Origin of the sequence: Streptomyces palmae, assembly GCF_004684805.1 — a bacterium.
Lineage (GTDB): Bacteria > Actinomycetota > Actinomycetes > Streptomycetales > Streptomycetaceae > Streptomyces > Streptomyces palmae.
Genome location: NZ_SRID01000218.1, coordinates 1 through 11,400, shown reverse-complemented (window position 1 = coordinate 11,400; position 11,400 = coordinate 1). Strand labels below are relative to the sequence as shown.

The window sequence follows — 11,400 nt, the reverse complement described above, 5'->3', positions numbered from 1 at the left end:
CCCCTGGCGCCCCACGTCCCCCACCACCCTCGTCCGTCTATCGCGTCACTCCATCCCCTCCAGGTCTGATCAAACGATGTACTGGTCGGGCAGACTTGGCGCGCTGTATGTGATCACGACGAGGGAGACGACGTGCGACTTTCCGACCAACCGGGAACCGAGGCCGAAATCCGCATCGAGGCTGCCGTCTCGCGGGTCTGGGACCTGGTCAGCGATATCGCCCTGCCGGCCAGGCTCAGCCCCGAGCTGCAGCGGGTGGAGTGGCTGAACGGGGCCACCGGTCCCGCCGTCGGTGCGCGCTTCACCGGCCACAACACCCACCCCAGGATCGGGGAGTGGCAGACCGTGGCCGAGGTCGTGGAGTACGAGCCGGAGCGGGCGTTCGGCTGGGCCGTCATCGACGCCTACGGGCGCTACGGCGAGGCCGTCGACGACGCCGCCAACCCCATGGCCACCTGGCGCTTCCGACTGGACGCCGCCCCGGACGGCACCCTGTTGCGGCAGTCCATGCGGATCGGCACGGGTCGGTCCGGGCTGACCGTGGTGGTGGAGCGCTGGCCGGACAAGGAGGCGGAGCTGATCGGGGGCCGGCTCGACGAGGTCCGTGCGGGCATGGAAGCCACCCTGCGCGGCATCAAGGCCCTCGCCGAAGACAACGACTGACCCTCGACCCGAGCACCCCTTCTCCAGGAGCACCCCGCCATGACGCCTATCGCCGTCCCCGAGGAGCTGGCCGCCCACTACGCCGGCTACCCGGCCGGTCCGGAGTGGATCGCCGCGCTGCCGGATCTGGCCGCAGAGTTCCTGGAACGGTGGGAACTGCGGCCGGACGGCGCCCCGGCGCACGGCATGGTCGCCCTGGTGCTGCCGGTGCGGCGGGCGGACGGCGCCCCGGCCGCGCTCAAACTCCAGCAGGTGACGGAGGAGTCCGCGGGGGAACCACTGGGCCTGCGCGCCTGGGCGGGTGAGGGGGCGGTACGCCTGCTGGACCATGACGCGGACAGCGGAACCATGCTGCTGGAGCGGCTGGACGGCCGGCGCTCACTCGCCTCGGTCCCGGACGCCCAGGCCGCGCTGCTGAAACTGGCCGACCTGCTGGCCCGGTTGACCGCTGTGCCGGCCCCGGCCGGGCTGCGCACCCTGGCCGCCGTCACCGACGCCATGCTCACCGCGCTGCCGGGGGCGCTGCCCGAGCTGCACGACGCGGACCAGCGGCGGGTGCTGGAGAACTGCGCGGCCGCGGTGCGTGAGGTGCGCGGTGAACCGGGCGACCGGCTGCTCCACTGGGATCTGCACTACGCCAACGTCCTGGCCTCGCTGCCCGGTTCGGGCCGCGGGCCCTGGCTGGCCATCGATCCGAAGCCGCTCGCCGGGGACCCCGGTTTCGAGCTGATGCCCGCGCTCCGCAACCGCTGGGAGGACCTCGCCGCCACGGGAGACATCCCGCGCGCGATCGGCCGCCGGTTCGACCTGCTCACCGAGATCACGGGCCTGGACCGGCAGCGGGCGGCGCGCTGGACCCTGGCCCGGGTGCTGCAGGACGCGCTGTGGGCCATCGAGGACGGTGAGCACGAGCTGGGGGCCGAGCGGTCGACCCTCGCGGCGGTCCTGCTCGACCGCCTGGACTGAGTCCGGGGTTCCGTACACAACAGGGCGCCGCCCCTCCGTGGGACTGGAGGGGCGGCGCCGTGACTCTTCGCGTCAGACGAGCCAACCCACGATGTGGAGAACGTGCGCGAGCAGGCTGGTGACGATGTTCATGGCTCTCCTTGATGGACTGAGCGATATGCGGAGTGACCCTCGACGACGGCTGGGACATGGATGCCGTACGACCGAGGTGGCGGTGACGGTCTGCAGCCCCTCACTCGCGTATCGGAAGCATGTCCCGACACTGCCCCACCCGGGTAGCTTTTCCGATTGGCATCACGCTCACCGGTGATCGATCGGTCAACCGTTCGTACACGAATCACGGCTCCGGTGCCGCTTGGTGCCGATGGCGAGCAGCCGCACCACCGGGTCGAACCGGTGACTTGACCAGGCGGGGCTCCCGATGTGACCCAGATCGCACCACCGCATGCCGTCTGGACGGTTGTTCGGTCGGAAGTGATGGGTAGGCGACCCTCTACGTCCGGGTACCGGACGGTGCCGGGCGCGCGAGGTACGACCGACCCAGCGCGCGGGCCGCGGCCGCCTTTCCCCGTTTGCCGGTGCCGGACGACCGGGCACAGTACGGTCAGTTCACAACAACATGGGGGGACTGAGAAATTTGGTGACCATTCTGATCGGGTTGATCGTTCTTGCGGTGGGCGCGGTGGTGATGACCGTGGTGTTGTCCCGGCGCGACCGGACGGGCTCCGACGCCACCATCACCTACATCCCGGTGGGGCGTTCGGCCGAGCCGGCCGCGTACCAGCGGGAGGGCCTGGGCCACCCGCAGCAGGACCGCGTCTCCTTCTGACGTCCGCACCACGGGCCGAGAGCCCCGGCACCGGCACCGGTCGGGGCCCACACCCGGGCCCCGACCACCCTCACCGAGGGAGCCGTGGTGTCCGGCCGCGGCGCGGTGCCGGGCGATCTCGTCCAGGCCGAACAGGGATGTCCGACAGGAACGGGATCTCCGGCGGGCCCGCGGACGTCCGGGGGAACGGCGATGTCGGCGGGATCAACCGTGCCGGGCGAAGGCGGCGGTGATCGCCTCCCGGTCCACGCCCGCCGCCAGCAGCAGCCGGAGCAGGATTCGGGCCTTGTAGGGGTCGAGCAGCCCGGCGTTGATCAGACCCCGCCGCAGGAGGTCCCGCTCCGAGCCGACCGCGCCATAGGTCTGCCGCAGCACCGAGCCGGCGCCGCAGCGGGAGGTGAGCACCACCGGGATCCGCTCGGCCAGCGCGCCGAACACCGGGGCCAGCGCCGAGGAGACGTGCCCGACGCCGAAGCCGGCGACCACCAGCCCCTGGTGGGTGTCGGCCAGCCCCTCCAGCAGCGCCCCGTCGTCGTCCAGGGTGACCGTGTACAGCGCGACCCGGGTGTCCGCCAGCCCCGCGGCCGTGAGCCGGTCCGCGCCAGGGATCGCGGGCGAGGAGTGGCCCGGCGGCGTGGCCAGGATCCGCACCTGCCCCTCGATCACCTGCCCGATCGGCCCGAGAGCCGGTGAGGCGAAGGTTCCGGTGCTGGTGGAGTGGGTCTTGCGCACCCAACGGGCGGCGTGGATCTCATCGTTGAGGACGGCCAGCGCACCCAGACCGCGGGCGGCGGGCGAGGCGGCCACCCGGGCCGCGGCGAGCAGGTTCGCCGGGCCGTCCGGGCCCGCCAGGGTGGGGTTGCGCATCGCCCCGGTGAGGACGAACGGTGCCTCGTGCGGCCACACCAGGTCCACCAGGTACGCGGTCTCCTCCAGGGTGTCCGTGCCCTGGGTGACCACCACACCGGTGGCCCCTCGCCGCACCGCCTGCGAGGCGTCTCGCACCAGGTCCAGGAGGTGGGCGAAGGACAGGCTCGCGCTCGGCACCGCCTGGGTGTCCTGCACCTCCAGCGGCATCCCGAGCTCGGCGAGCCCGGGGACGGCGGCGGTCAGCTGCGCGCCGGTCAGCCGGGTGACCGCGCCCCCACCGGGACCGTCACCGCCCTTCGCCACTCCTCCCATCGCGATCGTCCCACCAAGGGTGAACAGTGCGACCGTCACTGGCTGCGTCCTTCGCTCGTCCGCGGCGCGGGACGGCGTTGTCTCGCGCCGCGCCCACCCTAGGCAGAGCCAACTTCGGTGCGCTGTCTGCCCGATCACATCGCTCTCGGGAATCAGGACGCGTCCGGGAAGTCCTCCAGCAGGCGCGGCGGGGCGGCCTGCTTCCAGGAGTCGACCACGATGTCCCGCAGCTCGGTCCGGTCCTCCAGCGCGGCGATCCGCACCCGCACCCAGTTGGAGCCGGCCTCGTGCGGCGGCACCCAGAACTTCTCCGGCTCGGCCGCGATCAACTCCGCACGCTCGTGCATCGGGCACCGGACGGCGAAGGAGGTCTCGTCGTCCGGAATGGTCAGGAACATCTTCCCGGCGACCCGGAAGGTGGGCATCTGCCATGCCTCCTTCTCCACCGTCTCCGGCAGGGAGAGCGCGACACGACGGACATCCTCGGAATCGGTCATGCGCCTACCGTAAGCAGGGACGACGAGTACGGCACACCGGAAAACGGCGCCAACCCTCCGCGCTCTCCGGAGACATGGCGATCAGGCATTCACCCAGACCGTCTCCCATGCGCCGTGCGCCGTGCGCAGCGCGTACCGCAGCCGCATCCCCTACGCCGCGTCCGCCATTCCCCATCCGACACCCCCGCACCCCCCAGCATCCCGCATCCCGTACGCCGCACCCCAGCACCCGACATCCCGTACGCCGTATCCGCCATCCCGTACCCGGTCCGGCATCCCGCATCCCTTGCGCCACACACGGCATCCCCTACGCCGCACCGGGCATCCGGCATCCCGTACGCCGCACCCGGCACCGGCACCGAGACCGGCACCCCGCATCCCGCATCCCGCACCCCGCACCCGCACCCGCACCCGCACCCGCACCCGCACCCGCATGAGAATCGCCCGTCACGCCTCTCCGGCCAGCGTGAGCGCCCGCAGCCTGCGCCCCGCGTACCAGGTGGCGGTGCAGGTCACCGCGGTCAGCAGCACCACCGCCGTGGACAGCCCGACGTCCGAGGTGATCACGTCGCCATCCCCCACCCACTGCGCGAGCGCCAGCGACCACTGCTGGACGCTCAGGGTGCGGGCGCCGGGGACGATGTTGCCGAAGACCGACTCCCAGACCAGGGCGTAGATCAGCCCGCACACCACCGCGTGCCGGGTCACAGTGCCCAACAGCAGGAAGATGGCGCTGTAGGCGATGGAGGCCACCACGGCGGCCAGGGCGTAGGCGACGGCTATCTGCTGGCTGTTGCCGTTGAGGATCAGACCGGCGATCAGGGTGGGTATCGCGGAGAAGGCCACGGTGACGGCGATCGCCACCAGCAGCTTGGTGAATATGATCACCGGTCGCTTGACGGGTTTGGCGAGGAGGTAGATCACCGAACCGTCGTCGATCTCCGGCCCGATGGCACCGGTGCCGGCAATCACGCCGATCAGCGGCACCATGGTGGCCAGCGCGAAGCCGCTCAGCAGGCCGTCGGCGGTGGAGTCGTCGGCACCGGCCACGGCACGCACCACCGCGGAGATCGCGATCAGCAGCACCGGCAGGGCGGAGAGCATCAGCGTACGGCGCCGCCCGAGCAGCGCCCGGTAGGTGAGACGGGCCACGGTGGGGTGGTAGAGCGCGGTCATCGCAGGGGCTCCCTTCAGGCCGCGACGAGATAGGAGAAGACGCTTTCCAGGGACTCGTCCGAGGGCGAGACCGTCAGCAGCCTGATGTCCAGCTCCCGCGCGACGCGCGGCAGCAGCTGGGTGAAGCGCGCGAAGTCCACGGCCTGGACCCGCAGTTCGCCCTCCTGGACGTCCACCTCTATTCCGGCGGTGGAGGAGTCGGCGATCAGGGCGGCGGCGAGGGCCCGGTCGTCGGAGGACCGCACGACATAGCGGTGTGGCCGGTCCGTCATCAACCGGCGGATCTTGCGGAAGTCGCCGGAGGCGGCGTGCCGGCCGGCGACGATCACCTCGATGTGCGAGGCGAGCTGCTCGACCTCTTCCAGGATGTGCGAGGAGAACAGCACGGTGCGGCCCTCCGCGCCCATCCGCCGCAGCAGGTCCATCAGCTGCATCCGCTGGCGCGGGTCCATCCCGTTGAACGGCTCGTCCAGCAGCAGCACGGAGGGCTCGTGCACCAGAGCGGAGGCCATCTTGACGCGCTGCCGCATGCCCTTGCTGTACGTGTCGATGCGCCGAGTCGCCGCCTGCGCCATCTCCACCGTGGCCAGGGCCTTCTTGGCGGCGGCCACCGGTCGCTCCAGACCGTGGAGTTCGGCGTTGGCGAGCACGAACTCCCGGCCGGTAAGGAAGTCGTACATGGACTCCCGCTCGGGAACCAGGCCGATCTTGCGGTAGGTCTCCTCGTTCTGCCAGATCGGCTCGCCGTCCAGGGTGACGGTGCCGTTGGAGGGCGGCAGGAAGCCGGCCATCATGTTGATCAGGGTCGACTTCCCGGCTCCGTTGGGGCCGAGCAGACCGGTTACCCCGGGGCCGATGGTCATGCTGACGTCGTTGACAGCGACCACGTTTCCGAACCAGCGGGAGACGTTGTCAATGGTGAGCGTGCTCATGGGCGCGGCCCATTCCTTGGAAGGGTGGTGGCGGGCGAGGGGTGGCGGGTCACAGGCCGGCCTTTCGGTAGCGGCGGACCAGCAGTCCGTAGCAGCCGGCGATCAGTCCGAGGGCGACGAGGAGGTAGACGGCGCCGGCACCGCCGTCCGGCCCGTGGGCCCCGGGGAAGGAGGAGGTCGCGCCGAGGAACGCGGTCTGCACCCCGTCCAGCAGCGTGATGGGCGAGAACAGCCCGAGCCAGCCGATGATCTCGGTGTTGTCCTGGTCGTAGGCGATGCCCTGGACGGCGCTGACCGCGCCGTAGGAGATCGTCAGTACGGCGATGACGGCGGCCACACCGAACCCGCGGCGCGGCGTGAGCGCGGCCAGCACCAGGCCTATGCCGGCGAAGAGCAGCGAGAGCAGAGCCACGGAGATCAGTCCTTGTGCGAGCCCCGCCGTCTGGTCGACGAAGTCGAGCTTGGCGAGCAGGGCACCCGCGTAGAGGATCACCACCGGCGCGGCGGTGAGCAGGAAGAGCGCGGAGGCCATGGCCGCGAACTTGGCGGCCACGTAGTCGGTCGTCTCGATCGGGCGGGAGAAGTACAGCGGGGTGGTCTTGAACCGCAGGTCGAGGGAGACCGACTGGGGTGCCTGGGCGGCTGTGTAGAGGCCGATCACGGCCTGGAGGTAGATCGCGTAGCGGGTGTAGTCCACCGGCAGGTCATCGGCCTTGGAGACGACCGCGACGGCGACGATGATGCCCGCGGGCAGGCACATCACCGCGAGCAGGATCATCGGCAGCACCTTGGACTTGGCGGATCGGCCCAGGCCGTAGGCGCCGCGCAGGCTCTGCGTGAACAGCGAGCGGCGGGCGTAGGCGCGGCCCAGCCGGGGACCGTCGTAGTGGCGGTAGCCGATGTTGTGGATGACGTTGACGTCAGGCGGCGTCATGGTTCACACCCTCCTGCCGGTGGGGGTCGGCGGTCCCGGTGCCGTCCGCGGGCCCGGTTCGGAAGATCTCGGCGATGCGGTGCCGGCGCTGCTCCATGCGCACCATTCCGACGCCCAGTTCGGCGACGGCGTCCCGCACCGTGTCGTAGGTCCGGTCGCCGCGCTCCGGGTCCATGTCCACCAGCAGCAGGACGCCCTCGGCGCGCACGGCGAGGCCGGCCTCGGACAGCAGCTCCAGCAGGGCGTCCTCGCGGTCGGTGACCTCCACCGCCAGCGATGCGGTGGCCTGGGTGAAGTCACTGGTGGAGCTGGCGCGCAGCAGCTTGCCGCCGTCGATCACCACCACCTGGTCGCAGGTGCGCTCCAGTTCGCCGAGCAGGTGCGAGGTGACCAGCACCGAGATCCCGAAATCGGTGTGGACACGGCGGATCAGCGCCAGCATCTCGTCCCGGCCGACCGGGTCGAGTCCGTTGGTCGGTTCGTCGAGCAGCACCAGCTGCGGGTCGTGCACCAGAGCCTGGGCGAGCTTGACGCGCTGCTTCATGCCGGTGGAGTAGCCGCCCATCGGACGGTAGCGCTCCTCGTAGAGCCCGACGTGGCGCAGGGTGTCGGCGGTTCGCTCGCGGGCCGCCGACGGCGGTAGCCCGGACATCCGCGCCATGTGCACCACGAACTCGGTGGCGGAGACATCGGGCGGCAGGCAGTCGTGCTCGGGCATGTACCCGACGCGCTCCCGGATGGCGTTGCCCTCGGTGGCCACGTCCAGACCGAGCACCCGCGCACGGCCCTCGCTGGCCGGGGACAGGCCCAGCAGGATCTTGATGAGCGTGGACTTGCCCGCGCCGTTGGCACCCACCAGGCCGGTGACGCCCGGGGTGATGTCGACGGTAAGCCGGTCCAGGGCGGTCACCCTCGGGTACCGCTTGCTCAGGCTTTCGGTGGCGATCACAGTCACATGTTCGACGTTAGTGGCGCAGCCCACAGTCCGCGTCACTCCCAGCGGTTGGATCCGTGTAGTACTCGAGACTGATCAGCCGCCGGCGTCCAGCACTTCAGAACGACTCCGCACACCAGGGTTACCCCGAGTATCCACAGGGCTGGTTCGGCTCTTGACGCAGCCTCCGAGGATTGTCACATTCATCAGTGTCAAGTTGCTGGTGAGGCTCCGCGGCGAGCGGACGGACGGGCGGTGGGGTGGGTGACGATGACCTCGATGGCGGGCGGCGGGCTCGCGACACGTCGGGAACTCGACGCGGATCTGCGCGGGTTCAGGGAGGTGCAGCGGCTGAGCTACGCGTGCGCGGAGGCGGTCGCCGCCCAGCTGCGGCCGGGGGTGACCGAGCGCGAGGCGGCCCGGATGCAGCGCGACTGGCTGCGCGAGCGGGGGGTGCGGGACTGGTTCCATCTGCCCTTCGCGTGGTTCGGCGACCGCACCGCCTTCACCGGCTTCCGGATACCGCTGCAGTTCTTCCCGACCAATCGGGTGCTGGAGCCGGGGATGCCCTTCATCCTCGACATGGCGCCGGTCCACAAGGGGTACACGGCGGACATCGGCTACTCCGGCTGCCTGGGCCTCAACCCGGTGCACGACCGGCTGCTCGCCGACCTGGAGGCGCACCGGGAGCTGATCCTGCGGGAGGTGCGCGAGCGGCGGCCGCTGCGCGAGATCTACCAGGACGTGGAGCGGCTCATGGTGCGCCAGGGGTATGCCAACCGGCATCGCGCCTACCCGTTCGGCGTCATCGCGCACCTGGTGCACCGGACGCCGGAGCGCCGCTGGTCACCGCAGCTGTTCGGGTTCGGGGTGCAGAGCCTCAAGGGGCTGGCCTCGGACGCGCTGCACGGCCACCGGGAGGGCTGGTCGCCGCTGTGGAGCCCGTACCGCTTCTCCGACCACCCGCCGCACCCCGGCCTGTGGGCGGTCGAGCCGCACCTGGGATTCCGCGGCACCGGCGCCAAGTTCGAGGAGCTGCTGGTGGTCACCGACTCCCGGGATCCGCAGGAGAGCGCCTTCTGGCTGGACGACGACCTGCCGCACGTGCGGCGCTGGCAGGGCCTGTCGTGAACCGCCCGGACCCCCGGGGGGCGCTCCCGGGACAGGCGGAGCGCGGGCGGATCAGGCAGAGCCGGGACACAAGGCACCGGACCCGGGAAGCACTCGGGACGGGCGAGCAGAAGGGGGCCGTGTGATGGCGGCAGCGGCGAGCGCGACGGAGCGCTGGGTCCGTACCGGTGAAGTGGAGCTGTGCGTCGCCGAGTGGGGCGACCGCACCCAGCCGACCGTGCTGCTGGTGCACGGCTATCCGGACAGCAAGGAGGTGTGGAGCCAGGTCGCCGAGCAGCTCGCCGACCGGTTCCATGTGGTCGCCTACGACGTGCGGGGCTGCGGGAGGTCCACCGCGCCGTCCCCGCTGCGCGGCGGCTACACCCTGGAAAGGCTCACCGACGACTTCCTGGCCGTGGTCGACGCGGTCAGCCCGGACCGACCGGTGCACCTCGTCGGCCACGACTGGGGTTCGGTGCAGGCCTGGGAGTTCGTCACCGTGTCCCGCACCGAGGGTCGGATCGCCTCCTTCACCTCGATGTCCGGACCGTCCCTGGACCACTTCGGCCACTGGATCAAGCAGCGCACCAGGCGTCCCGGCCCGCGCCGGGTGGGGCAGCTCCTCGGCCAGGGCGCCAAGTCCTGGTACGTGTACGCGCTGCACACCCCCAGGCTTCCGGAGGCCGCCTGGCGCGGGCCGCTCGGCAAGCGCTGGCCCAGGCTGCTGGAGCGGCTGGAGGGCATCCCCGCGGGCGACTACCCCACCGCCTCGCTGCCGCGGGACGGGGCGCACGGCGCCTGGCTCTACCGGGACAACGTGCGCCGGCGGCTGCTCCACCCGCGCACCGACCCGTTCGCACACGCCCCGGTGCAGTTGATCACTCCGATCGGTGACGCCTTCCTGTCCGAGCGGCTCTACGACGACCTGGACCAGTGGGTGCCGCAGCTGACCCGGCGCACCATCGCCGCCAAGCACTGGGTGCCACGCACCCGGCCCGACCAGCTCGCCGCCTGGATCGGGGAGTTCGTCTCCACCATCGAGGCGAGCGGCCGGTCCTCGGTGCGGACCGGGTCTCCCAAGCCGTACGCGGACCGGTTCGGCGGCCAGCTGGTGCTGGTGACCGGTGCGGCCAGCGGCATCGGCCGGGCCACCGCGTTCGCCTTCGCCGAGGCGGGCGCCCGGGTGATCGCGGTGGACCGGGACACCGAGGGCGCCACCCGCACCGCCGAGCTGGCCCGGTTGATCGGCGCACCGCAGTCCTGGGCGGAGACGGTGGACGTCGCCGACGAGGCGGCCATGGAGAAGCTCGCCGACAAGGTCACCTCCGAGTACGGCGTGGTGGACGTGCTGGTCAACAACGCCGGCATCGGGCTGGCCGGTTCGTTCCTGGACACCACCACGGAGGACTGGCGCAGGGTGCTCGACGTCAACCTGTGGGGGGTCATCCACGGCTGCCGCGCCTTCGGCCGCCGGATGGCCGAGCGCGGGCAGGGCGGCCACATCGTCAACACCGCCTCGGCCGCCGCGTTCCAGCCCTCACGGGCACTGCCGGCCTACAGCACCTCCAAGGCGGCGGTGCTGATGCTCAGCGAGTGTCTGCGGGCCGAGCTGGCGGGGCAGGGCATCGGCGTCTCGGCGATCTGCCCCGGCATCGTCAACACCAACATCACCGCCACCACCCGGTTCACCGGCGTCACCGAGGAGGAGCAGAAGCGCCGCCAGGAGAAGTCCTCCCGGCTGTACGGCAAGCGGAACTACCCGCCGGAGAAGGTCGCGGAGGCGGTGCTGCGCGCGGTGGCCCGGAACCAGGCCGTCGTCCCGGTCACCCCGGAAGCGCGCGGCGCCCGGCTGCTGGGTCGAATATCACCGAAGGCGCTGCGCGGCCTGGCCCGTATCAACCCGCCGATGTAAGCACCGTGCGGCCGGACCGGGACGGCGATGTCCAGCCGCTCCCGGCGGCCGTACCATCCCCCCAGGAGGTCGCCGCGCGAGACTCGTGCCCCACCCCGGCCGGCCGCCGGCAGGGTCGCCTGCGGCACTCGGCGGAGGCGGGACCGGCGGGGCACTGGGCCAGGCGGCCGTCTTGTAAGGAGTTGCCCGTTTGTCCGATCAGTCCTCGCCCCCCGAGCCGTCCCTCCGCATCGGCTCGGCCGCACCGCCGGAGCCGCCCGCCCCC

The 11,400-nt window shown here is 71.4% G+C and carries 11 protein-coding genes; 5 read left to right on the top strand and 6 right to left on the bottom strand.

Going from position 1 to position 11,400, the window contains the following annotated elements; translation table 11 throughout:
• The first annotated feature begins 132 nt into the window (after positions 1-132).
• The 3 genes from E4099_RS20985 (at position 133) to E4099_RS20975 (ending at position 2,458) form a co-directional block, all read left to right on the top strand.
• The gene (locus E4099_RS20985) at positions 133-663 is read left to right on the top strand and encodes an SRPBCC family protein (RefSeq protein WP_135340638.1); all 531 of its coding nucleotides are present in this window, start codon (positions 133-135) and stop codon (positions 661-663) included.
• A gap of 39 nt (positions 664-702) precedes the next feature.
• A complete protein-coding gene (locus E4099_RS20980; RefSeq protein WP_135340637.1) occupies positions 703-1,629 on the top strand; it encodes an aminoglycoside phosphotransferase family protein in 927 nt (308 codons plus the stop codon).
• Positions 1,630-2,269: 640 nt separating this feature from the next.
• Entirely contained in the window at positions 2,270-2,458 is a 189-nt protein-coding gene (locus E4099_RS20975) for a hypothetical protein (RefSeq protein WP_135340636.1), read from the top strand.
• Between the two features lie 204 nt (positions 2,459-2,662).
• On the opposite strand, the gene E4099_RS20970 is transcribed toward E4099_RS20975, so the two are convergent.
• The 6 genes from E4099_RS20970 to E4099_RS20940 all read right to left on the bottom strand — a co-directional run bounded on the left by E4099_RS20970 (position 2,663) and on the right by E4099_RS20940 (position 8,134).
• Positions 2,663-3,679, bottom strand: coding sequence for an asparaginase (locus tag E4099_RS20970; protein WP_135340635.1), 1,017 nt, complete (start codon positions 3,677-3,679; stop codon positions 2,663-2,665).
• A gap of 113 nt (positions 3,680-3,792) precedes the next feature.
• Positions 3,793-4,137 carry an MmcQ/YjbR family DNA-binding protein gene (locus E4099_RS20965; protein WP_135340634.1) on the bottom strand — a complete coding sequence of 115 codons (345 nt, stop codon included), beginning with the start codon at positions 4,135-4,137 and terminating at the stop codon, positions 3,793-3,795.
• 447 nt (positions 4,138-4,584) lie between these two features.
• Positions 4,585-5,313 (bottom strand): ABC transporter permease, encoded by a 729-nt coding sequence (locus tag E4099_RS20955; RefSeq protein WP_135340633.1) that lies wholly within the window; start codon positions 5,311-5,313, stop codon positions 4,585-4,587.
• Positions 5,314-5,327: 14 nt separating this feature from the next.
• Positions 5,328-6,245, bottom strand: coding sequence for an ABC transporter ATP-binding protein (locus tag E4099_RS20950; protein ID WP_135340632.1), 918 nt, complete (start codon positions 6,243-6,245; stop codon positions 5,328-5,330).
• A 49-nt stretch (positions 6,246-6,294) separates the two neighbouring features.
• Positions 6,295-7,179 carry an ABC transporter permease gene (locus tag E4099_RS20945; RefSeq protein ID WP_135340631.1) on the bottom strand — a complete coding sequence of 295 codons (885 nt, stop codon included), beginning with the start codon at positions 7,177-7,179 and terminating at the stop codon, positions 6,295-6,297.
• On the bottom strand, positions 7,166-8,134 hold the full coding sequence (locus E4099_RS20940; RefSeq protein WP_135340630.1) for an ABC transporter ATP-binding protein: 969 nt from the start codon (positions 8,132-8,134) through the stop codon (positions 7,166-7,168). The genes E4099_RS20945 and E4099_RS20940 overlap by 14 nt, the downstream gene beginning before the upstream one ends.
• Before the next feature lie 249 nt (positions 8,135-8,383).
• Here E4099_RS20940 and E4099_RS20935 point away from each other — a divergent pair, with 249 nt between their 5' ends.
• Both E4099_RS20935 and E4099_RS20930 read left to right on the top strand, forming a co-directional pair.
• Entirely contained in the window at positions 8,384-9,244 is an 861-nt protein-coding gene (locus E4099_RS20935) for a M24 family metallopeptidase (RefSeq protein WP_245245047.1), read from the top strand.
• A gap of 124 nt (positions 9,245-9,368) precedes the next feature.
• Positions 9,369-11,135: an SDR family oxidoreductase gene (locus E4099_RS20930; RefSeq protein ID WP_135340629.1), complete on the top strand. Its 1,767-nt coding sequence runs from the start codon at positions 9,369-9,371 to the stop codon at positions 11,133-11,135.
• Positions 11,136-11,400 lie beyond the last annotated feature (265 nt).

Excerpts from the sequence above, each read along its gene's own strand:
- E4099_RS20980 (WP_135340637.1), top strand. The coding sequence starts at position 703 with ATGACGCCTATCGCCGTCCCCGAGGAGCTGGCCGCCCACTACGCCGGC.
- E4099_RS20950 (WP_135340632.1), bottom strand. The coding sequence starts at position 6,245 with ATGAGCACGCTCACCATTGACAACGTCTCCCGCTGGTTCGGAAACGTG.
- E4099_RS20930 (WP_135340629.1), top strand. The coding sequence starts at position 9,369 with ATGGCGGCAGCGGCGAGCGCGACGGAGCGCTGGGTCCGTACCGGTGAA.
- E4099_RS20945 (WP_135340631.1), bottom strand. The coding sequence starts at position 7,179 with ATGACGCCGCCTGACGTCAACGTCATCCACAACATCGGCTACCGCCAC.
- E4099_RS20965 (WP_135340634.1), bottom strand. The coding sequence starts at position 4,137 with ATGACCGATTCCGAGGATGTCCGTCGTGTCGCGCTCTCCCTGCCGGAG.
- E4099_RS20935 (WP_245245047.1), top strand. The coding sequence starts at position 8,384 with ATGACCTCGATGGCGGGCGGCGGGCTCGCGACACGTCGGGAACTCGAC.
- E4099_RS20955 (WP_135340633.1), bottom strand. The coding sequence starts at position 5,313 with ATGACCGCGCTCTACCACCCCACCGTGGCCCGTCTCACCTACCGGGCG.